The sequence below is a fragment of the Streptomyces sp. NPDC026500 genome (genome assembly GCF_055567635.1).
In genome coordinates this window covers 94925-116633 of the sequence record NZ_JBVHQB010000006.1, presented here as the reverse complement: position 1 = coordinate 116633, position 21709 = coordinate 94925, and the positions used below count along the sequence as shown (strand labels likewise).

The following is a 21709-nucleotide window of genomic DNA, read 5'->3' as shown; positions in this document are numbered from 1 at the left end:
TACCCGCCGGCTCACCAACTGTGCCGCGCCTGTCTGCCGAACAGCAGACGGCGCGGTTCGGGTGGTGGCGGGGTGCCGGGGCGCAGCGGCCAGGCGAGGAGCATGCCGACCAGGAAGCCGACGACGTGCGCCGCGTAGGCCACGGTGCCCGCGGCGGGCACGGCGGCGCCGGACGAGTAAGCCGCCTGGAGCACGAACCAGAAGCCCAGCACGAGCCACGCGGGCAGCCGGAGCGGCAGGAACACCAGGAACGGGACGAGCACCCAGACCCTGGCTCTCGGATACAGCACCAGATAGGCGCCGAGGACCCCGGCGATCGCCCCCGACGCGCCGATCAGCGGGTCGCCCGAGTCGTCGTTCAGCAGGGCGAAGCCGTACGCCGCCGCGAAACCACAGGCCACGTAGAACAGCGTGAAGCGCACATGTCCCAGCCGGTCCTCGATGTTGTTGCCGAAGATCAGCAGGAAGAGCATGTTGCCCAGCAGATGCAGCCAGCTCCCGTGCAGGAACATCGCCGTCAGCACCGACAGCGGCGGCGACTTGTCGTAGCCCGGCGGACCCACCAGACAGCCCGACCCGTGCGGCCCGCCACCGACTTCGCCGGTCGGCACCAGCCGGGGCATCCGATGATGGATCAGTTCCTGCGGCACGGCCGCGTAATGCTCCATGAACGCGTGCAGATGACACAGCTGCGACAGCGCGCTGTCCCCGGCCACCGATCCGGCGAGACCGGGCGTGTAGAGGAACACGAGGACGTTGGCGGCGATCAGTGCGTACGTCACATAGGGCGTGCGCCGCACCGGGTTCACGTCATGGACGGGAATGACCACGAGGAAGTACTGCCCCCGATGCGCGGGGTGAATCCGCGTTCCACAGGGCCCGGCGAGGCATGCGACCGGCCCGGCGGCCGATGAGGTTGCCCACCGGACACACTGAACACCTGTGCCCCCGCAGCCGTATGTCTCCTCAACCGCCCGCGCCGCGCCGAAGCCGCGACGCGGGTACGACGACGCGACGACGTGAAGACGTGAGGACACAGGCCATGAGCGACCGAGTTACTCCTCCGATGCATGCCCTGCCCGACGGCGAGGCGGAAATCGCCCTGGTGCTGCACCTCCCCTGGGAGGACGTCGCGGCGCTCGGCCAGGAGGCCGGACGCCTCGCGGCCCGGATGCAGCGGCCCGTGACCCTGGACGAGGCCGTCAGCCATCGCCTGCGGTCCTCCCGTTCGGCCGCGCACGCGAAGCCGGCCCAGACCCCGCCCGCGGTCACGGCGGCCGCCTCGGTCTCCTCGCTGCCGCCCCGGCCGCCCGCCGAGCAGGCCCGGCAGGCGATAGACCGCATCAACGGCTCGGCCGGGCACGAGTCGGCGTAACCGGCGCGCGCGGGCCGCCGCACGCACCGTCGGCCAGGTGCGGTACCCGCCCGGCCGGGCAGCCGACGCGCCTTCCCACGCCCGTGACGGGGCGTCGTGCTGTGTCGTTCCGCGCTTGTGACGGGCGCCCTGCCCGGTGTTTCCGCGCCCGTGACGGGCGCAGTGTCGTACCTTCCCGCGCCCGTCACGGGCCCTCTCGCCTGTCAGCGGGCGCCGCGCCGCGTCTCCTCGCAGCCGTCACCGGTCGCCGTGCCGCACCTTCGCCACCGCTTTGCGGGCCGCCACCAGGACGGGGTCCCAGACCGGCGAGAAGGGCGGCGCGTAGCCGAGATCCAGCATCGTCATCTGTTCCACCGTCATGCCCGCGGTCAGTGCCACCGCCGCGATGTCCACCCGCTTCGCCGCGCCCTCCCGGCCGACGATCTGGACGCCGAGCAGCCGCCCCGTGCGGCGCTCCGCGAGCATCTTCACCGTCATGAGGGCGGCGTCCGGGTAGTAGCCCGCCCGGCTCGTCGGGCGCCCGCGACGTCGATCTCGGTGACCTCGGTACGCATCCGCAGGTCGATCGCGCGCTCACGGTGTTCCTCGGGGGTTCGCGCGATCAGCCGGTCGCGTTCGGGGACGTCGCCGCCCACCCAGTACGGGATGCCGCACGCCGAGTACGACGTGAAATGGCCCCGCTCGAACGCCACGATCTCCAGCTCGTCCGGACCGCGCAGCCGGCGTGCCTGTGACGCGGCGGACATGCCCGCCGCGTCACCGCCGATCACGACCAGTCGCTCCCGTGCCCCGCCCCTACCGCTCGTACCGCTCATGCTCATACCAACACGCTACGGGGACACGGCACTTCAGTCCTCCTCGCCACCTTCCGAGGACGCGCCGCGGGCGGGCGGGGCGGTCTTCGGCGCGGCCGGTGTCCCCGAAGCCGGGTCGGAAGCCGGTTCCGGGGCCGGGCGGGAGGCCGGGACCGGGGCCGGCGACGGACTCGCGGCGGGACCGGCGGACGAACCGGGAGCCACCGTCGGGGCCGGACCCGAAGCCGCCGCCGGGGCCGGGCCGCGGCGCAGCCGGGGGCTCACGCCGCGGAACCACACCAGGGCGATCAGGGCGAGGACGGCCGCGAAGGGGAGCACCGCCCCGATCGCCAGGGCCAGCCATCGCACGATGGTGACCAGCACGTTCCAGCCGCCGGAGAGCGCGTCCAGGAAGCCCGGGTCCGCGTCCTTCTTCTCGGCCTTCTTCACCGGGGTCTCGGACAGCGAGAGCGTGATCGTGGCCAGGCTCGTACGGTCCTTCAGCGACGCCTGCTGGGCGAGCAGCGCCTCCAGGTCGGACTCCCGGCTGCTCAACTCCCCTTCCAGGGCGACCACATCACTGAGCTTGGTCGCTTTGTCCATCAGTTCGCGGACCCGGGCCACGCTCGCGCGCTGCGTCTTGACGCGGCTCTCCACGTCCACGACCTGATCGGTGACGTCCTGTGCCTTGGCCGTCCGCTCGACGACCTTGCCGGCGCCCTCCAGATCGGCGAGTACCTGGTCGTACCGCTCGCTGGGCACCCGCAGGACGACGCGGGTGCGCTCGTGACCGCGCCCGTCGCGGGTGGTGGTCTCGGCGCCGACGTAACCGCCGGCGTTCTCGGCCGTGGTGCGGGCGTCGTCCAGAGCCTTGGGCACCTCCTTGACCACGACGGTCAGCGAGGCGGTGCGGATGATGCTGTTCGCGGTCACCTTGGCCGGGGCGGCCTTGGAGCCGTTCGAGCCGTCGCTCCCCGCGGCACCCGGCGCCACCTTCTCGCCGCCGGCGTCGTTCGCGCTTCGTGCGTCCGGGGCCGCCGCCTTGCTGTCGCCGGCGCTGCCCGTGTCATTGGCGCCGCATCCCGTCAACGCGAGCGCGGCGACGAGCAGCACCCCCGACAGGACCCGGGCGGGGAGTACGCGGCGGACGGGCAGTACCGGCGAGGCGGAAGAGGCGGACGGGACAGGTGACACGGGTCGTAGCGGATGTCCGGAGCTGCGTGTGTGCATGCGGGCCTACCCCCAGGGTGGTGACGACTGACGGTTCTTCGACGCCGGAGGGACGCGGGACGTTGGCGGGATCCGGTCCCGATGCGGTCACGGTCCGGACTCGCGCGGGACACCGGGCTCCCCGCCGGAGGTGGCGGTGCGGTTTGAGAAGGTGGAGTCATGCGCGAAGAGGACACTCGTACCCGTTCGGAACACGTCGTGGTCGTCGGCGGAGGGATCGCGGGGCTGGCCGCCGCCCACCGCCTGCTGGGGCGGGGCGCGCGCGTCACCGTCCTGGAGGCGTCGGACCGCCTCGGCGGCAAACTGCTGTCCGGCGAGATCGCGGGCGCACGCGTGGACCTCGGTGCCGAGTCGATGCTGGCGCGCCGCCCGGAGGCCGTGGACCTCGCCCGTGAGGCCGGACTCGGCGACCGCCTCCAGCCGCCCGCCACGGCGTCGGCCTCCCTGTGGTCCCGCGGAGTCCTGCGCCCCATGCCCAAGGGGCACGTCATGGGCGTCCCCGGAGACGCGTCCGCCGTCGCCGGCGTCCTCTCCGAAGAGGGCCTGCGCCGCATCGAGCGCGACGCCGACCTGCCCCGCACGGAGGTGGGCGAGGACATCGCCGTGGGCGAGTACGTGGCGGCGCGCCTCGGCCGCGAGGTCGTCGACCGACTCGTCGAACCCCTCCTCGGCGGCGTGTACGCGGGCGACGCCTACCGCATCTCGCTGCGTCTCGCCGTCCCCCAGCTCTACGCCGCCGCCCGCACGCACACCTCCCTCACCGAGGCCGTCCGCGAGATCCAGGCCAAGGCGGCCGCCGCCGGGCAGACCGGCCCGGTGTTCATGGGAATCGACGGCGGAGTGGGCCGGCTGCCGCTCGCCGTCGCCGAGTCGGTGACGGCACGCGGGGGCGAGATCCTCACCGGAACACCGGTGACCGAGCTGCGCAGGACCGCGGCGGCCGGGCCCGGCAGCGGCGAGTCCGCGGGCGCGGCCTGGCGCGTCGTCGCGGGAGGCCGGGTCCTGCACGCCGACGCGGTCGTCCTCGCGCTGCCCGCCCCGGCCGCCGCCCCGCTGCTGCGGGCCGAGGCCCCCGCCGCGGCGGCCGAGCTGGCCGCCGTGGAGTACGCGTCGATGGCCCTGGTGACCCTCGCCTACCGCGGCGACGGCATCACCCTCCCCGAAGGAAGCGGGTTTCTGGTGCCGCCGGTCGACGGACACACCATCAAGGCGTCCACCTTCGCCTCCCGCAAATGGGGCTGGATCGCCGACCAGGATCCCGGTCTGCTGGTGCTGCGCACCTCCGTCGGGCGGTACGGCGAGACGGAGGTGCTCGGCCGGTCCGACGCCGACCTCGTCCAGGTGTCCCGGCACGACCTGCGGGAAGCGACCGGGCTCGACGCCGAGCCGGTGGAGACCCGGGTGACGCGCTGGGACGACGGACTGCCCCAGTACCCCGTCGGCCACCACGCGCGCGTGGCCCGTGTCCGCGAGCACGTCGCCAAGCTGCCGGGCCTCGCGGTCTGCGGCGCGGCGTACGACGGGGTCGGCATCCCGGCCTGCATCGCGTCCGCGTACGCCGCCGTCGACCGGATCGAGGGCGACGCCCGCGCCCTGGAGGCGCTGCGGGCCAACCCGGTGCAGAGCCTGCACCGCGGCGCGGGAGAATAGCCCCATGAGTGACGACGCCCCCACCACCGAGTCCGGCAGGGTCCCGAACAAGGGCAAGCTGGCCAAGGACCTCAACGAGGTCATCCGCTACACCCTGTGGTCCGTCTTCCGGCTGAAGGACGTGCTGCCCGAGGACCGCACCGGCTACGCCGACGAGGTCCAGGAGCTGTTCGACCAGCTCGCCGCGAAGGATGTCACCGTCCGCGGCACCTACGACGTGTCGGGGCTGCGGGCCGACGCCGACCTCATGATCTGGTGGCACGCCGAGACCAGCGACCAGCTCCAGGAGGCGTACAACCTCTTCCGGCGCACCCGGCTGGGCCGCGCCCTGGAGCCGGTCTGGTCGAACATGGCGCTGCACCGGCCCGCCGAGTTCAACCGCTCGCACGTCCCGGCGTTCCTCGCCGACGAGACGCCCCGCGACTACGTCAGCGTCTACCCCTTCGTGCGCTCCTACGACTGGTACCTGCTGGCCGACGAGGACCGCCGCCGGATGCTCGCCGACCACGGCAAGATGGCCCGCGGCTACCCCGACGTGCGCGCGAACACGGTCGCCTCGTTCTCGCTCGGCGACTACGAGTGGATCCTCGCCTTCGAGGCCGACGAGCTCTACCGCATCGTCGACCTCATGCGCCACCTGCGCGCCTCCGAGGCCCGGATGCACGTCCGCGAAGAGGTGCCGTTCTACACCGGCCGCCGCAAGGACGTCGCCGAACTGGTCGCGGGCCTCGCCTGACCGTCCCGGCAAAAAGAGGCGGGCGCCCCCTCCGGGGGACGCCCGCCTTCAGGTTTCGGGATCCCTGTCAGTGCGCCTCCCGCACGGTCTTCGCGGTCCCGGAGCGCGCGCCGCCCTTCGACGACGTCGTGCCCTTCGCCGGCTTCGCGCCCTGGGTGCCCCCGGCACGGCTGACCGGTGCCTGCGGCGTCGGCTCCTTGTGCGGTGCGCACGCCGCGCTCCGCTCGGGGAGCCGGCCCGCCAGCAGGTAGGCGTCCAGATAACCGTTGACGCACTTGTTGGGGCCACCGGCGATCCCATGGGTACCGGCGCCGTTCTCGGTCACCAGCACCGACCCCCACAGCCGCCGCTGCAACTCCTTGGCACCGTCGTACGGCGTCGCCGCGTCCCTCTCGGCGGCCAGGATCAGCGTCGGGGGCAGCTCCCCGGGCAGCGTCCGTACATCGAGCGGCTTCTGCCGCGGCGCGGACCAGTACGCGCACGGCAGATTCATCCACACGTTGTCCCAGGTCTCGAACGGCGCGACCCGCGCGAGACGGGTGTTGTCGCGGTCCCAGGTGCGCCAGTCGGTCGGCCACGGCGCGTCGTTGCACTCCACGGCCGTGTAGACCGCGTTGCCGTTCTCCTGCTCGGCGGCCGCCTCCGGATGCGGTCCGGCCACCTGGATCAGCGGCTTCGGGTCACCCAACAGATAGGCGGACAGCGCCAGCGCGCGCTGCGGCCAGTAGTCGTCGTAGTACCCGGCCTGCAGGAACGCTCCCTGCAACTGGGCGGGCCCCACCTTGCCGCCCGCGGGCGAGGCGGCCAGCCGCGCCCGCGCCTTCTCGTAGGAGCGCTGTACCTCCTCGGGCGTGCGGCCGAGTTTGTACACCTTGTCGTGCCGGGCCATCCACGCGCGGAAGTCCGCCCAGCGGACCTCGAACGCGGCCGACTGGTCGAGGTTGTTCTGGTACCAGACCTTCTCGGGAGCGGGGTTCACCGCCGAGTCGAAGACCATCCGGCGTACGTGCGAGGGGAACAGCGTCGCGTACAGGGAGCCGAAGTACGTTCCGTACGAGGCACCCATGAAGGTCAGCTTCCGCTCGCCGAGCGCGGCGCGCAGCACGTCCAGGTCACGGGCGTTGTTGAGCGAGGTGTAGTGGCGCAGGGCGGGACCGGAGCGCTGGGCGCAGCCGCGGGCGTACGCCTTCGCCTCCGCGATCCGTGCCTTCTTGTACGACTCCGAGGGGACCGTCGGGGACTGCGAGGGTGCCTTCGGCGGGCGCTTCGGGTCCCGGCAGGACAGCGGCGCGGAGCGGTCGACGCCGCGCGGGGCGTAGCCGACGAGGTCGTACGCGGCCCCGATCCGCTTCCACTCGGGGAGGAAGCCGATCAGCGGGAAGTACATGCCGGAGGCGCCGGGACCGCCGGGGTTGTAGACGAGGGCGCCCTGACGAGGCACCTTGTGCTTCGCGTTGTGCGGGTCCTTGCCGGTGGCCCTGACGCGGCTGACGGTCAGTCTGATCCGCTTGCCGTCGGGGAGGGCGTAGTCGAGGGGCACCGTGACCGTGCCGCACTTGAGGTTGGCCGGCAGATGCTCCTCCTTCGCGCATGTGCCGAAGCGGATGCCGGCGGCCGCGGCGCGCTGGGCGGCGACGGCGGTGCCGCGCGCCTCCGCGGAGCCGGCCGCGCCGGGCCAGGCCGGTGCGCCGCCCGCCGGAGCGGCGAGGAGGCCGGTCAGCAGCAAGGACCCTGCGGTTCCGTGGAGGACAGCAGCTCTCATCGCGAATCCCTTCAGCGCGCGGCAGCGACAAAAGGGATGCTTCGTTCGACGGTTGGGGAAGTAAAGCACCGGCCGCCGGTGTCGGCGCCAATGACCCCGATGCGCCCCCCTGGGGCGCCCTTCAGCCCCCTGGGGTCCAGCCGGCCCCCTGCCGCCAGGAGTCGTGGCCGGTGCCGCGGTCCCGGTGCGACAGGGCCGCCCGCAGTTGCGAATCGCCGATCGCGTGAATGCCGCGTACGGCGACGGACGTGAGGTACGTGCGGTCGTCGCCGGATGCGTCGGAGTGCCGGGCCAGGGTGCCGAGCAGCCGCTGCCCGGCCGGGGAGGCCCAGCGGGTGTAGGGGTGCACCTCGATCCGGGCGATGGCGAGACAGCTCACCGTCAGAATGAGCGGGAGCATGAACCAGACGGCCACCGGAACCTCGCTTCCGGGGGTCTGGGCCGGCAACAGCAGGGCCGCGGCGGCCAGCGCGAGGACCGCGGCCGCGGCGGCCCGGACCTGGCGGACGGCCTCCGCGACGGTGGTGCGGGCGCCGTCGGGGACGGCGAGGCCGGCCGCGACCAGATGGTCCGCGAGACGGCGTACCGAGTCGGCACCGGCGGTGGTCGCCCGCACCGGCGCTATCCGGGACTGGCCCTCCGGGCCGATGGCTCCGATGACCGAGCGCTCCATGTCGTCGCGCCCGCGCGGATCCACCACCGTCGCCCAGCCGGTGTGCGCGAGCAGCAGCCGATGCTGCCGGGCCATCGACACCAGGGTCAGATCGGCCACCCGGGCCGGGCCGCCGGACAGGAACGCCGCCTCGTACAGCGTGAGGTCGTGCCGGCGCGGGGCGTCCGCGTCGAGCGCCGCGGCGTGGACGGCGGCCAGGCACAGCCGGGTGCAGGAGATACCCGCAGCCGCCCAGGCCAGGAGCAGAAGAAGGACCCAGAACATGGCGTTTTTCTATGCGAAGGGCCGGGCGGGCGCCATGCCTTATTCACTATGTGGGACGGAGCCGTTGTGGGTATGTGACGTTCCGTTTGCCGGGCGGCACGGGACGTCCGAGGCTGTGCGGACCCGCGCCCTAGGAAGTCGACGTCGGGTTGGGGCGTGCGGCGGCCGGCGGGAGCGGGTAGCCCGACGACGGCGTCACCGGGACAGGCGACGACGGGGACCGGACCGGGCCGGGCGGCGCGGGGGAGTTGGTGAGCGGCGGCGGGCTCGCGGTCGCCGCGTCCTCGGCGAGCGCGTCGAAGTCGACGTAACCGGTCGCTTCCAGGACCTTGATGTGGTCGAGCACGGTGGTGTTCGCGTCGTCGGCGAGATCCCGTACGAGCGAGTTGCGGGTGTTCGCGCGGACCTGGGCCACCAGGGCGAAGACCTTGCCGTGCGCCTTGCGCAGGATGTTCGCGAAGTCCTGGTCGTACTCCGTGCCGTGCGCCGCGCTCAGCGTGGTCAGCCACTGACGCTGCTGCGGATTGGGCTGGTTGGGCAGCTCCAGGCTGAGCCGCGCGGCGACGTTGCGGACGCGGGCGTCGAGGAACGTGTGCCCCTCGATGAGGTGCTCGCCGGCCGTCCGTACGGCCTGGGTGGTGCCGCGCTCCTGCGCCTGCCGGCCCGCGGGCAGCTCCCAGAGCCCGGCCAGCCGGACCCTGGTGACGAAGTCCCGGTCCAGGGCCGAGAGCGGACCGAACGGGGTCGGCACGGTCTGCGCGTTCAGGGTGTCCAGGCCGGTGCCGGCGCGGTCCGCGTACGACCAGATCGGAAAGGCCAGCGCGATCAGGGTCGCCAGCAGACCGGCGATGATGAGCCCTGTTCCACTGACCGATCCGGTGCGGTTGTTGGGTCGCATGGTGCCTCCTGTTGCGGCACCGCACGCTATTGCGCTTCGGGTGCGGGTTGGCATGCTACTGCGGGCGCTACGCCAACTGCCGTACGCGAAGAATGGATTGAGCGGAGGGCGGAAGGCGCCGGTTGTGGTAGTTCGCGTGTAGGCCAAACCAGCCTGAAGACGCAGTAAACGGACGCACGCATCACCTTCACAGGGAGCGGTGTTACTCCGGGCACACTCCGCGGATGAGGTGTGTCGGCGTGCCGGGTCAAGGCGGCGCGCCGCCGACGACCGGTGGAGATCGGCCGGCGCGCGTGCTCAGCGGCCCAGCAGCGCCCTGCGGGTGGCGCGGGCCAGCCGGGCCACGGAACGCCCCGACAGCGGGGCCGGACCCGATCGCTCCAGCCACCAGTCGCGCAGCCGCCGCGTCTCCGCGCCCTCCGGGAGTCCCGCGAGCAGAAGATGTTCGGCGAAGTCCAGGGCGTCGCGCCGGTACCCGCCGGTCATCGGATGCCTCTGCGCGTACGCGAGGAACGCCGGCCGGTAGCCGTCCGCCAGGATCTCCGGCAGCTCCGGAGCCACCTTCGCCACGACGTCCGCCCGCTTGGCGGCGAGGGCGCGCGCCTGCACCCCGAGCCGAACCCGGTCGAAACCCTCGGGCACGGGAGTCCCCGCGACGAGCGCGGACAACAGGGCGGCCTGCGCCAACGCCAGCCGCTGCCGGGCGGCGTCTTCGCCGTCGGTGCCCGACCCCGTGCCGGAGCCCGCGCCGACCGTCGTGTCGAGCCCGGCTCCGGTGCCTCCCGGTGTCCGGGATGCCGCCGGGACGACCGTCGCGGTGACCGCCGGGGCGACGGCCGGAGTGACCGCCGGGGCAACGTCCGAGGTGACCGCCAGGGCGACCGCGGGGGTGGCCGGAGAGGTGTTCGCGGAGGTGTCCGTCGCCCGCGCCCTCCCTGTCGCGGCCTTCGCGTGTACCGCCCTCTCGACGCCCGCCGAGGAGGCGACCGGACCGCCCACCAGGACGGCCGCGCCCCGACCGGCCGCTCCGGTCGCGGTACCCGCGCTCTCCAGCGTCCGCCGGATCGCGGTCAGCTCCCGCTCCAGTTCGGCCGGTTCGGGGAAGTTGTCGTCCCGTTCGAGGAGGACCCCCGGCGGGGTCACCCGTGATGCCAGGTCGGCGAGGATGTCGAGAACGGGCCGCGGAACCGGATGGGCGTGACTGTCGTGCCAGACGCCGTCCCGTTCGAAGCCGCCGGCGACATGGACGTAGGCGATGGCCTCGACGGGCAGTTCGTCGAGCGCCTTGGCGGGATCCTCACCGCGGTTGACATGGTTCGTGTGGAGGTTGGCCACATCGATGAGCAGCCGGACGCCGGTGCGGTCGACCAGGTCGTACAGGAACTGCCCCTCGGTCATCTCCTCGCCGGGCCAGGAGATCAGCGCGGCGATGTTCTCCACCGCCAGGGGAACGGGAAGCGCGGTCTGCGCCGCGCGGACGTTCTCGCACAGGACGTCCAGTGCGTCCCGGGTGCGCGGAACCGGCAGCAGATGCCCGGCCTCCAGAAGCGGTGACGCGGTGAGCGGGCCGCCCGCCCGGACGAACGCGATGTGTTCGGTGACGAGCGGAGAACCCAGCGCCTCGGCGCGTTCGGCGAGCGCGACGAGCCGGGACTCGTCGGGCCGGTCGGCGCCGCCGAGACCCAGGGAGACCCCGTGCGGTACCACCGTGACACCCCGCTCGCGCAGCCGGAGCAGCGACTCGGGGACATGGCCGGGACACACGTTCTCCGCCACGGCCTCGACCCAGTCGATGCCGGGCATGCGCTCCACGGCCTCGGCGATCTCCGGCCGCCACCCGATTCCCGTACCCAGCCGCGTCAGCTGCCGCATGTCCCCTCCTCCATCACGGCCTCGACCGGGCCTGCTTGCGTGTCGTTCCCCCACGACGGCCCGTGTTCCGGCGTGACGGAGTCATGGCCCCGGGAGCGTGGGCCGAACCCACCGGGGCGGACGTTCAGAGCAACATTTGAGGTTCCGTGCCGGCTACCGCGGCACGTTGTCAGGGTCCGAGGGTTCCGGCCGGGCGGTGTTCACCTCGCCGGGCGGCAGCGCCGACGGGCTGGACGAGACGTCGACACCGCTGCCCGGCCGGACGGGCGGGGCTGAGGCCACCGGCACGCCGATGACCGGCGGCGGGGGGCCGGTGGGGCTGGCGGTCGACGCGGCGGCCGTGTCGTTGGCGATGGCGTCGAAGTCGACCTCTCCGGTCTTCTCCAGCACGGTGATGTGGTCGAGCACGGTCAGGTTGGCGTCGCTGGCCAGCTGCCGCACCAGTGTGTTGCGCGTGCTGTTGCGGACGGCGCCGATCGCCGGAAAGATCTTGCCGTGCGCGGCGCGCAGCAGATTCGCGAACTTCCTCTCGTACTCCTTGCCCGCCGCCGCGCTCAACTCCTGCAGCCAGCCCTGCTGTTGGGCGTTCGGCTGGTTCGGCAGCCCGACGTTGAGCTGGGCCGCGACGATCCGCACCCGCTTGTCGAGGTCGGTGTGCCCGACGATCAGATGGTCGCCCGCCTCCTTGATGGCCTTGGTGGGCGCCCGCTCGATGGCCTGCTGTCCGGCGGGCAGTTCCCACAGACCGGCCAGCCGCACCCGGACGATCAGATCGCGGTCCGAGGCGGACAGCGGCCCCCAGCGGGTGTTCACCGTCCCGGCGGCGAGGTTGGCCTGGCCCGTGCCCGAGCGGTCGGCGTACGACCACACGGGGAACGCGAGTGCTCCGAGGGTGGCGGCGAGCGCCACGATGACGAGCGCGCTGCCGTTGATACGCCGCAAGGGTGCCTCCCGGGCAGATCAATTGATCGTTGGATACCAACTCTTGGCCAGTGCTTGGTGGTACGTACGGGGAGGTTGTGCTGTTCAACCGTCGTGGCGGAGGAGTCGGGACCATCGGCGGGCGGGTGTGAACACGAGGCCGGGTCCTCTGAGCGCGGGGCCCGCCGGGCCGTGTCAGACGGCGAAGAGCAGAGCGGCGCTGACGAGGACGAGTACGGCGGTGGCGAAGTGGATTCCGAAGGCGACGGCCTTCGTGCCGCCGTGGCGCAGCACTATCAGGGTGTCGCCGAGCGGCACCAGGGCCACGGTCAGCATGAACCAGGCCCCGGCGGTGGCGCCGGCGAAGGCCAGCAGGGCCAGGCCCATGACGCCGAAGACGGTGTCGCGCAGTCCCTTGATCTCCAGATAGGCGGCGTCGCCGTCCGGCTTGGCCGGGACGCCGTAGCCGGTGGCGGCCGCCCGCGGCTGCGCCAGGAACCGCGCACCGATGAACAGGACGAGGAGGTCGAGCACGATGGCCAGACCGTAGGCCGTGGGAGTGAGCATGTCGGATTTCCTTGCTAGCAGCGCTAGTGACAAGGGCGAAGCTAGCATAGTGCCGACATGAATACTAGCGGCGCTAGAATCCTGTCATACCGATCCAGACACGCCGAGAGCGCGAACGCGCGGAGCGCGAGCAGCTGATCGTGACGGCCGCCCGTGAACTGGCCGAAAATGAGGGTTGGGGCGCGGTGACCACGCGTCGGCTGGCGGCCGAGATCGGGTACAGCCAGCCGGTGCTCTACAGCCACTTCAAGGGCAAGGACGCCATCATGGCGGCGGTCGCGGTGCGGGGTTTCGCCGAACTGGCGCAGGAGCTGCGCTCCGCGCGCTCGGCGGTGACCGACCCCCGTGCGGCCCTGGCCGCCGTGGGCGCGGCCTACACCGACTTCGCTGAGCGTCGGCCCGCGCTGTACGACGCGATGTTCACGCACGTCGTCGACCTGCCGTTCGCGACCCCCGAAGCGCCGCCCGCTCTGCGGGACGCCTTCGGTGGACTGCGGGAGGTGATCCTGCCGCTCGCCCGGGACGACGACCCGGGCATCCTCACCGAGACCTTCTGGGGCGGTCTGCACGGCCTTGTCACGCTGATGCGCGGCGGGCGCCTGTCCCGCGCGGGGCACGACCGGCGGCTGTCCCTGCTGATCGGCCATTTCGCGCCACCCGGTTGAACGAGGAGCGCGGGCCGGCGGGAGGGCCTTTCCCGTGTCCTTCGTTCGGGGACTGGTAACGCCAACTTCCGTTTCCCTAATATGTATTGTCGGTCGGGCCAGTCGGGTTGGCGCGACACGGATCTGGGGGAACGATGCAGCCTGGCGAGCAGCTGTCCACGTCGATCGATGCCACGGTGCCCACGGCCGCGCGCATGTACGACCACTACCTGGGCGGCAAGGACAACTACGCCGCCGACCGGGCGGCCTGTGAAGAGCTGGACAAGGTCGTTCCCAGCACGCGCGCGCTGGCGCTGAACAACCGGCGCTTCCTCCAGCGGGTGGTCAGGACGCTGGCGGACGGATACGGAATCAGGCAGTTCCTCGATCATGGATCCGGCCTGCCCACCCAGAACAACGTGCACCAGGTCGCCCAGGCGATCGACGAGACGTCCCGGGTGGTGTACGTCGACGTCGACCCGATGGTGCTGGTGCACGGCCGGGCCCTGCTGGACCAGAACGATCGTACGGCCGTCATCCATGCCGACCTGCGGGAGACCGAGGCGATCTTCTCCCACCCCGACAGCCAGCGGCTGATCGACCTCTCGGAGCCGGTGGCCGTGCTGTTCAACTCGGTGTTCCACTGCATCCCGGACAGCGACACCGACGGCCCCCTCGCCGTCATCGGCCGCGTCGCCGAACGGCTGGCGCCCGGCAGCTTCATGGTGATGTGCCAGTTGGTCAGCGAGGACCCCGAGGTCCGGAAGTTCGTCACCGACTTCATGGACACGGCGACGCAGGGCCACTGGGGTCGGGTGCGCCAGGAGAAGGATGTCGCGGAGTTCTTCGACGGCATGGACATCCTCGAACCCGGACTCGTCGAGGTGTCCACCTGGCGACCGGACACCGACGTCGTGCCGCGCCAGCTCACCCAGGAATGGATCGAGTTCGGCGGGGTCGGCCGCATCCGCTAGGGCCTGGGGCTCGGGGTCGGTCCGGCGGATCGTGCCCCCGCGTGCGCGGTGGGCGGCAGGATCCGCCGTGCGGGCCCTGTCGGTCCGTCATGACATCGCATGACCCGCGCGCGTCTTCACGGCGCGCCGCCATGCGCCGCCACCGGCGTGACCTCGTGTGACGCCCCGTCAGTGCGAAGCGCTGTAACGCTGGTCCAACGTGTCGCGCAGCAGCGCCAGGGACGCGCGCGGGCTGAGGGCCTCGTCGGCGAGCCGGTCCAGTACCACTCGGTACTCCTCCGTCTCGTCGCGGTCCTCCAGGAAGTTGGCGCTCCTGATGTGCTCCAGGTAGACGATGTCGGGCAGTTCGACGCCGCCGAAGCGCAGATACGTGACGGGGATGGCGGGTGCCGAGGCGTTCGTGACGTCCAACGGCACGATCTGCACGATCACATGGGGACGCTGGGCCATCTCGATGAGGTGCTCCAGCTGAGCGCGCATCACCTCGCGGCTGCCCAGGACGCGGAGCAGCACGGACTCGTCGACAACGGCCCACAGATGAGGGGCGTCCGCCCTGTTCAGCAGCTCCCGTCGGCGCATCCGCAGTTCCACCCGGCGCTGCACCTCGCCGGCCGGCGCGGTCGGCAGACCGCGTTCCACCACGGCCCGGGTGTAGTCGGGAGTCTGCAACAGGCCCGGAACATACTGGATCTCGAAGGTACGGATGGTGGTGGCCGCCTCCTGGAGCCCGACCAGCCGATCGAACCACTCGGGCATCAACCGCTTGTCGTAGCGCTGCCACCATCCCGGCTCACCGGCCCGCTTCAGGAGTCTGAGCAGGACCGACACCTCGTAGTCATCGGTCCCGTACAGCTCGAGCAGCGCGCGGACATCGCCCTCCGTGGGAGGTCTGCGGCCCTTGCCCGCCTCTATGCGCGACAGTTTCGCCGCGCTGAACCCCAGAGACCGCGCCGCCTGTTCCTGGGAGAGGCCCGCGTCCTCGCGGGCGCCGGCCAGCTGAACGCCGACCAGCATCTTCAGCAGAGTGGGGGCGGGCTCCGCCCGGCTCAGATACGGTTCGAGGCGGGAGACGCGGGGTGACTCGACGGACATCCTGACTCCCAATCGACCGGCAGAAGACAGCCAAAATTATCGCACTGCGCCTGACTCTGCCGCATGGGGAGACAGAAGTGGACAACTATCCTTCCACTTCAACGGAGTTCGGAGAATCAGGGGCCGTCTCACAGCAGGTGGTCGAACTCCCCCTCTTTCGCGCCTGCCAGGAACGCGGCCACTTCCGACGGGGTGTAGACGAGGGCCGGACCGTCGGGGTCGCGGGAGTTGCGTACCGCGATACCTCCGTCGCCCAGAGCGGCCACCTCGACGCAGTTGCCTTCGGCATTGCTGTGCCTGCTCTTGATCCAGCAGGCGCCCAGCGAGCTCGCCCGCACTCCGTTCGGCACTGATGGCACCAACGCACTCTCCTTGCTGACGTTCCACCACGTGTGCGCCCGCCCGGTCACGGGCACGGCCGGACCTCACGTGGCCCCTGCCTCCCTCCGTCTTCATGCAATTTCTCGTGCAATTGCACGAAGACGCTGTCAGCGTGGATAATAGCCGTGGCGTCAACCGCGTTACCAGCGCCATGTGCTGACGTCGCATCAAGGGCTCCCGCTGAGGGAGCGTGATCGTCCGGGACGGGCTGTCGGCCCGCCCGCGCACCTGACACTGTCCGACGCCTTCGGAGGGAGCGGAAATGGCAACACCACTCAGGAACCTGGAACGCGTGTCGTGGGACGAGATCAAGGACTCCAAGGGGTCGGCGGGAGCCATCCCGGTTCTGCTCAACACCGTTGCCTGGGGTGACGCGGCAACGGCCAGGGCCGCACTTCAGGACCTGAGGGAACGAATCTGCCAGTACGGATTCGTCGTGGAGCAGGCGACGGCCGCGACCGTCCCCTTCCTCTGGGAACTCGCCGAACTTCCGCAGGTCACCTGCCGTGTGCAGATAATCCAGCTCCTGAAGGACATCGCGGACGCCCGGCAGTGGGAGCGCACGGCCGCCGCCTATCCCAAGCTCCTCAACCGCCGCGAGAACTGGGTGGGTTGGGAGCGTGAAGCCCGCCAGGCCGTACGCGCCCACCGTGGCACTCTCCAGCACCTGCTCGCCGAGCCGGACACCGAACTCGTCCGGGTCACCACGGAACTCGCCTCCACGCTGGCCGACTGACGCCCCCGGCCCCGGAGGCCGGGCGCCCGTGCGCACCCGTACGACGTCGACCGCACCCCGGCGTGCGCCTGGGGTCGAGGCGAGCGCCTCGGTGCAGGCCCGAGGTCAGCCCGCCGAGTCCGGTGCCCGTTCCGGCAGGGCGCCGACGCGGTCGTGTCCCTCGACGGCGACCGTCAGTCCGGGCGCGATCTCCGTGAACCCCGCGTCACGCACCAACGGCAGTTCGGAGGTGGTGAGTTCACGCCACCGGGCCGGATCCGCGGTCCGCACGGAGAGGGCGAAGCCCGCGTCGCGCCAGGCGGTCCGCTCCTTCTCCGACAGCTCCCACCAGGCCAGTTGGGCGCCATGGCCGGTCTGCGCCATCGTCTTGCCGGCCGACATGTCGAGCTCCGGGTTGAGCCACAGCACGGGCGCCGCCGGATCGGCCGACGCAGGCGGCGCCGGATCGTCGAGGTCCGTACCGGACACCTGGAGCCGCGCCAGGTCCTTGGGCCAGCCGTCCAGCGGCACCGGCGGAAAGACCCGCACCTCCGCGGACCTGCCGGTCACCGTGATGCCGGGCAGCGCCTCGGCCCGCCGCCACTCCGCTCCGCGCGCCCGCCGTACGACCTTGCGGATCCGGGCGTCCTGCCAGTCCCGCATCGCCTGCGCCCACTCGCCGTCCCCGAGCGAACGCTCGTCGCTCAGGATGGTCAGCACGGCCCGCGCCGCGGTCTCCAGCGCGTCGGTGCGCGCCGGGGGAGCGGCCTTCTCGATGTGCACGACCAGCGGCAGCACGAACTGCCGTGCCTTGTCGCGCACGGTGGGCTCGATATGAAACGGGCTGTCATCGGTGGGGGTCGGGTCGCTGCTCACGCCCACCAGTCTGCCAGGCGGAAGATCCGTTCCGAACGGACGGTCCGGTACTCGTGGAGGCCCGCCCCGGTCGTTCTCGCGGGCCCGCCGGACCCACAACATGCGACCCCCGCCGCGCGCCCGCCCAGCGGTACCGTGCGCTGCCCGCTGCCCGCTGCCCGCTGCCCGCTGCCCGCTGCCCGCTGCCCGCTGCCCGCTGCCCGCTGCCCGCTGCCCGCTGCCCGCTGCCCGCTGCCCCGCACCACGCCGGTCAGCCCGAACACGCGGTGCGCTGTGCCTCCTGCCATGCGCAGACGGGGCACAGCGTGATCCCCTTGTGCGACTCCGGGTACTCGGTGGGCTCACGGCACAGCACGCATTCCGCGTAGGGCGGCCCGGCTTGCCCCGTCGCGTCGAGGGCCTGGAGGAACTCCCCGGCCGGCCCGTCCGCGCCGATCGCGCAGTAGTCGTCGCTCATGCCTCCAGCTTAGGAGCGGCGGGCGGCCGGGGAGTACGAGGAGCGAAGGGCCGGGGAGTACGAGGAGCGAAGGGCCGGGGAGTACGAGGGGGCGGAGGGCGGGGGAGCACGAGGAGCGGGTGAGCCGTGGGGATGCTCAGTGCCGCCCGTCCGCGGCGCCGATCAGCTCGGACACCTTCACGAACCGGAAGCCCCTGTGGCGCAGCTCGGGAATGATCGTCCGCAGCGCCCGTTCGGTCGCGGGCGACGCGCTGCGCGTGCAGTGCATGACGACGACGGACCCGGACCGCACACCGTCGAGGACCTGTTGTGCCACGGCGTCGGCGTCCGTCGCGAACGCGTCCCCGCTCACCACGTCCCACTGAACGGCGGTGACCCCGGCCGCGCTCAACGCCCGCAGCGACCGTTGGTCGTAACACCCGCCGGGGAAACGGAAGTAGGGCATCGCGTCCCGCACCCCCGCCTTCCTGAAGGCGGCGTACGCCCGGTCCACGTCCGCGCGCATCCTGTCCTCGGACATGGTCGGCAGCCCGTAGCAGTCGTCCGTGAAGGCGTAGTGGCTGTACGAATGGTTGGCGATCTCGAACAGCGGGTCCTGTCCGATGCCCTTGGCCTCCCGTGGGTACTCGTCGGCCCACCGGCCCGTCATGAAGACGGTCGCGGGCACCTTGAACTTCCTGAGCGTCGCGATCAGTTGTGGATTGTCGAAATGCTCACCGGCCGCCGCCCGCGCCCCCTGATCCGCGGTCATGTCCGCGTCGAACGTCAGCGCGACGGTCTTGTCCCGCGTGCGCGGCCCGTTCTTGAAGACGGGCGTCAGCCCGGCGGGACCGGGCGCGAGCGTGGGCGGTGGCGAGGCCGTGGTGGTGGCGGACGCGTGGTGTCCCCGGTGGGTGGCATCCGGACTCGCCGGGCCGCCGCACGCGGCGAGTGCTGCGCCGAGGGCTCCCACGGCGCAGGTCGCGGCGATGCTCCGTACAGAGAGAATCATCGTGTGACGATATGCAAATAAGTGTGATTATTCGGTCATTGTGGAGGGTGAGCCGTGCGTATGAGGCCGGAGTCACCCGCCTGGGGCTCTGTCCGGGGTCGCGCTCCGCGCGGTCGGTCGCACGGTCTGTCGCGCGGTCGGCGGGGCGGGGGCTTGGGGGTTCGCCCCCGCCGGGCGCGCTCAGTCGGCCTGCTCGGCCTACTAGGTCAGCTAGGCCTACTAGGTCTGCTGGGTCTGCTCGACCAGGTCGAGCAGACCGACGCTGCGGGATTCGATCTGCCGTCCGATGCGGTGCAGGACCTCGTCGGCCGGCCTGGGGTCGAGACGGCGGCCGTCGCGCAGGCGCAGGGCGATCAGGTCGGCGGCCGCCTCCCGGGGACCGATCACCGCCTGGTATAGAACCAGGCGGGCGGCGCGCACCCGGGCGCCGAGACTGCCCTGTTCCGGGGCGGCGAGTTCGGCCCGCAGGCCCCGGTCGCGGCAGCGGCGTACCAGCTGAAGGGCCCGCTCGTTCTCGGCTTCGGAGACGGGCAGGACCACCAGCTGGGTGGGGGCGAGCCAGGCGGGGAAGGCGCCGCCGTGCACCTCGATGAGATGCGCGACGGCCCGTTCCAGACTGCCGATCACACTGCGGTGCACCATGACCGGCCGGTGCTTCTCGCCGTCGGCGCCGATGTAGTGCAGATCGAAGCGTTCGGGCTGGTGGAAGTCGACCTGGACGGTGGAGAGGGTGGCCTCGCGGCCCGCCGGGTCGGTGATCTGGACGTCGATCTTGGGCCCGTAGAACGCGGCCTCGCCCTCGACGGCCTCGTACGCCACACCCGAACCGTCGAGTACCTCGCGCAGCAGCGCGGCCGATCTGCGCCACAGCTCCGGATCGGCGACGTACTTCCCGCCGGGGCCCGGCAGCGACAGTCGGTAGCGGGCCGCTCCGATGCCCATCGCCTCGTACGCGGCACGGATCAACCCGAGTGCGGCGGACGCCTCCTCGGCGACCTGGTCCGGGGTGCAGAAGATGTGCGCGTCATTGAGCTGGATGGCGCGCACCCGGGTCAGGCCGCCCAGCACGCCGGACAGCTCTGAGCGGTACATGGCACCCAATTCGGCCATGCGGAAGGGGAGTTCGCGGTAGCTGTGCGGGCGGGACCGGTAGATGAGCGCGTGGTGGGGGCACAGGCTCGGTCGCAACAGCATCTGCTCTCCGCCGAGTTCCATCGGCGGGAACATGTCGTCGCCGTAGTGGGACCAGTGCCCCGAGATCTCGTACAGCTCCTTCTTGCCCAACACCGGTGAGTACACGTGCCGATAGCCCGCCCGCCGCTCGGCGTCGCGGACGTACTCCTCCAGGGCGTGGCGCACGGCGGCGCCGTCCGGCAGCCAGTACGGCAGTCCGGCGCCCATCAGGGGGTCGGTGTCGAACAGGCCGAGTTCGCGGCCGAGTCGGCGGTGGTCGTTCATGGTGGTCTCCTCGCTTGCGGAGGGCGAGCGACCACACGGCGAAGCCCCGGGGCACTCGCCCCGGGGCTTCGACTCACGTCAGCGGTCAGCGCGCCGGGACACTCTCCGGCGTCGTCGTGTTCAGTGCGGCACGCTTCATGGCCCTCACGCTAGCAGCGGGCCCCCGGGCCGGGCACGGGGTTATCCCGCGGGATACGGGGCTATCCCGCGGGAGCCTCCGGCTCCGCGGGCTTCTCCGCTTTCCCGGACCCGTCCGGATCCCCGGCATCCTCCGGCCCGCTGGACTCGTCCGGATCCCCCGGCACCCCGGGTCCACTCAGGATTCCGAACGCGTCCGGGATTCCGAGCCCGTCCGTGTCCGCGAATGCCTCCGGAAGGCCGAGCGCCTCCGGCACTCCGTTGATCCGGTCCGGCGCGGCGGGAGGTTCGACCGGCTCGACCGCGGGCGGAACCTTGGGCTGCGGCGCACGCTGGGACTCCGACACCACCGGCGGCTGTCCCGACTGGGCCCGTTCCAGGAAGCGCAGCAGTTCCACCGGGAAGGGCAGGACGAGTGTGGAGTTCTTCTCGGCCGCGACGGCCACCACCGTCTGCAGCAGGCGCAGTTGGAGGGCGGCCGGCTGTTCCGACATCACCTCGGCGGCCTGTGCCAGCTTCTTGGACGCCTGCAACTCCGCGTCCGCGTTGATGATCCGGGCCCTGCGCTCACGGTCGGCCTCGGCCTGCCGGGCCATGGACCGTTTCATCGTCTCCGGCAGCGACACGTCCTTGATCTCGACCCGGTCGATCTGCACACCCCAGCCGATCGCCGGACTGTCGATCATCAACTCCATGCCCTGGTTGAGTAGTTCGCGGTTGGACAGCAAGTCGTCCAGGTCGCTCTTGCCGATGATCGAGCGCAGCGACGTCTGTGCCATCTGGGAGACCGCGAAGCGGTAGTCCTCGACCTTGATGACCGCGTCGGCCGCGTCCACCACCCTGAAGTAGACGACCGCGTCCACCCGGACCGTCACGTTGTCCCGGGTGATGCCCTCCTGGGCCGGCACGGACAGGGTCACGATCTGCATGTTGACCTTACGCAGCCGGTCCACGAAGGGCACGATCATGGTGAAGCCGGGCGGGCGGACGTCTCCCGCGAGCCTTCCGAGGCGGAGGACGACCCCGCGTTCGTACTGCTTGACGACCCTCGCACCGGCCGCGACATAGACCACACCGGCGGAAGCGCACACCGCGATCGCCGCGATGAGTTCCTGGATCACCACGACCCCCTTCCGGTCTGCCCGATTTGCCTGACATCTCCACTTTACGTCGCGGGGGCGGGGTCCTTGCCGGACCTCCCCGCAGGGAATGGGGTCGGTGGAGCGCCAGGAAGAGCGTTC

At 71.6% G+C, this 21709-nt stretch carries 20 protein-coding genes and 2 pseudogenes; 6 read left to right on the top strand and 16 right to left on the bottom strand.

What is annotated here, in order from left to right:
- Positions 1-11: 11 nt before the first annotated feature.
- Positions 12-830: a rhomboid family intramembrane serine protease gene (locus ACZ4N5_RS13465; RefSeq protein ID WP_467757237.1), complete on the bottom strand. Its 819-nt coding sequence runs from the start codon at positions 828-830 to the stop codon at positions 12-14.
- A 212-nt stretch (positions 831-1042) separates the two neighbouring features.
- Here ACZ4N5_RS13465 and ACZ4N5_RS13460 point away from each other — a divergent pair, with 212 nt between their 5' ends.
- Positions 1043-1375, top strand: a complete 333-nt coding sequence (locus ACZ4N5_RS13460) for a hypothetical protein (RefSeq protein WP_467757236.1) — start codon at positions 1043-1045, stop codon at positions 1373-1375.
- A 237-nt stretch (positions 1376-1612) separates the two neighbouring features.
- On the opposite strand, the pseudogene ACZ4N5_RS13455 reads toward ACZ4N5_RS13460, so the two are convergent.
- Positions 1613-2196 (bottom strand): annotated as a pseudogene (locus ACZ4N5_RS13455) (hypothetical protein).
- Positions 2197-2223: 27 nt separating this feature from the next.
- Positions 2224-3363, bottom strand: a complete 1140-nt coding sequence (locus ACZ4N5_RS13450; protein WP_467757235.1) for a DUF4349 domain-containing protein — start codon at positions 3361-3363, stop codon at positions 2224-2226.
- A 195-nt stretch (positions 3364-3558) separates the two neighbouring features.
- Here ACZ4N5_RS13450 and hemG point away from each other — a divergent pair, with 195 nt between their 5' ends.
- Entirely contained in the window at positions 3559-5049 is a 1491-nt protein-coding gene (gene hemG / locus ACZ4N5_RS13445) for a protoporphyrinogen oxidase (RefSeq protein ID WP_467757234.1), read from the top strand.
- A 4-nt stretch (positions 5050-5053) separates the two neighbouring features.
- Positions 5054-5785: a hydrogen peroxide-dependent heme synthase gene (gene hemQ / locus ACZ4N5_RS13440; RefSeq protein ID WP_467757233.1), complete on the top strand. Its 732-nt coding sequence runs from the start codon at positions 5054-5056 to the stop codon at positions 5783-5785.
- A gap of 67 nt (positions 5786-5852) precedes the next feature.
- Here hemQ and ACZ4N5_RS13435 read toward each other — a convergent pair whose 3' ends face one another.
- From ACZ4N5_RS13435 to ACZ4N5_RS13410, 6 genes are all read right to left on the bottom strand, one after another.
- Positions 5853-7547, bottom strand: coding sequence for an alpha/beta hydrolase (locus ACZ4N5_RS13435; RefSeq protein WP_467757232.1), 1695 nt, complete (start codon positions 7545-7547; stop codon positions 5853-5855).
- A 121-nt stretch (positions 7548-7668) separates the two neighbouring features.
- Entirely contained in the window at positions 7669-8484 is an 816-nt protein-coding gene (locus ACZ4N5_RS13430) for a TIGR04222 domain-containing membrane protein (RefSeq protein ID WP_467757231.1), read from the bottom strand.
- A gap of 130 nt (positions 8485-8614) precedes the next feature.
- Positions 8615-9382: a DUF4142 domain-containing protein gene (locus ACZ4N5_RS13425; RefSeq protein WP_467757230.1), complete on the bottom strand. Its 768-nt coding sequence runs from the start codon at positions 9380-9382 to the stop codon at positions 8615-8617.
- A gap of 297 nt (positions 9383-9679) precedes the next feature.
- Positions 9680-11254, bottom strand: coding sequence for an MbnB/TglH/ChrH family RiPP precursor modification enzyme (locus tag ACZ4N5_RS13420; protein WP_467757229.1), 1575 nt, complete (start codon positions 11252-11254; stop codon positions 9680-9682).
- A 153-nt stretch (positions 11255-11407) separates the two neighbouring features.
- Entirely contained in the window at positions 11408-12196 is a 789-nt protein-coding gene (locus ACZ4N5_RS13415; protein WP_467757228.1) for a DUF4142 domain-containing protein, read from the bottom strand.
- A gap of 174 nt (positions 12197-12370) precedes the next feature.
- Entirely contained in the window at positions 12371-12742 is a 372-nt protein-coding gene (locus ACZ4N5_RS13410) for a DUF4267 domain-containing protein (protein WP_467757227.1), read from the bottom strand.
- Between the two features lie 86 nt (positions 12743-12828).
- Here ACZ4N5_RS13410 and ACZ4N5_RS13405 point away from each other — a divergent pair, with 86 nt between their 5' ends.
- Positions 12829-13407: a TetR/AcrR family transcriptional regulator gene (locus tag ACZ4N5_RS13405; RefSeq protein ID WP_467757422.1), complete on the top strand. Its 579-nt coding sequence runs from the start codon at positions 12829-12831 to the stop codon at positions 13405-13407.
- Positions 13408-13541: 134 nt separating this feature from the next.
- A complete protein-coding gene (locus ACZ4N5_RS13400) occupies positions 13542-14360 on the top strand; it encodes an SAM-dependent methyltransferase (protein ID WP_467757226.1) in 819 nt (272 codons plus the stop codon).
- Between the two features lie 168 nt (positions 14361-14528).
- Here the strand turns inward: ACZ4N5_RS13400 and ACZ4N5_RS13395 are convergent, their stop codons facing one another.
- Positions 14529-15452: a helix-turn-helix domain-containing protein gene (locus tag ACZ4N5_RS13395; protein ID WP_467757225.1), complete on the bottom strand. Its 924-nt coding sequence runs from the start codon at positions 15450-15452 to the stop codon at positions 14529-14531.
- 128 nt (positions 15453-15580) lie between these two features.
- On the bottom strand, positions 15581-15811 hold the full coding sequence (locus ACZ4N5_RS13390; RefSeq protein WP_467757224.1) for a DUF397 domain-containing protein: 231 nt from the start codon (positions 15809-15811) through the stop codon (positions 15581-15583).
- 284 nt (positions 15812-16095) lie between these two features.
- Between ACZ4N5_RS13390 and ACZ4N5_RS13385 the strand changes: the two genes are divergently transcribed.
- A complete protein-coding gene (locus ACZ4N5_RS13385) occupies positions 16096-16569 on the top strand; it encodes a hypothetical protein (protein WP_467757223.1) in 474 nt (157 codons plus the stop codon).
- A 105-nt stretch (positions 16570-16674) separates the two neighbouring features.
- On the opposite strand, the gene ACZ4N5_RS13380 is transcribed toward ACZ4N5_RS13385, so the two are convergent.
- The 5 genes and pseudogenes from ACZ4N5_RS13380 to ACZ4N5_RS13360 all read right to left on the bottom strand — a co-directional run bounded on the left by ACZ4N5_RS13380 (position 16675) and on the right by ACZ4N5_RS13360 (position 21589).
- Positions 16675-17424 carry a peptidyl-tRNA hydrolase gene (locus ACZ4N5_RS13380; protein ID WP_467757222.1) on the bottom strand — a complete coding sequence of 250 codons (750 nt, stop codon included), beginning with the start codon at positions 17422-17424 and terminating at the stop codon, positions 16675-16677.
- A 250-nt stretch (positions 17425-17674) separates the two neighbouring features.
- Complete coding sequence (locus tag ACZ4N5_RS13375; RefSeq protein ID WP_467757221.1) at positions 17675-17881, bottom strand: hypothetical protein; 207 nt, start codon at positions 17879-17881, stop codon at positions 17675-17677.
- 136 nt (positions 17882-18017) lie between these two features.
- Complete coding sequence (locus ACZ4N5_RS13370) at positions 18018-18872, bottom strand: polysaccharide deacetylase family protein (RefSeq protein WP_467757220.1); 855 nt, start codon at positions 18870-18872, stop codon at positions 18018-18020.
- Between the two features lie 219 nt (positions 18873-19091).
- Positions 19092-20342 (bottom strand): annotated as a pseudogene (thrS, locus tag ACZ4N5_RS13365) (threonine--tRNA ligase); the annotation flags it as partial.
- 188 nt (positions 20343-20530) lie between these two features.
- Complete coding sequence (locus ACZ4N5_RS13360) at positions 20531-21589, bottom strand: slipin family protein (protein ID WP_467757219.1); 1059 nt, start codon at positions 21587-21589, stop codon at positions 20531-20533.
- Positions 21590-21709 lie beyond the last annotated feature (120 nt).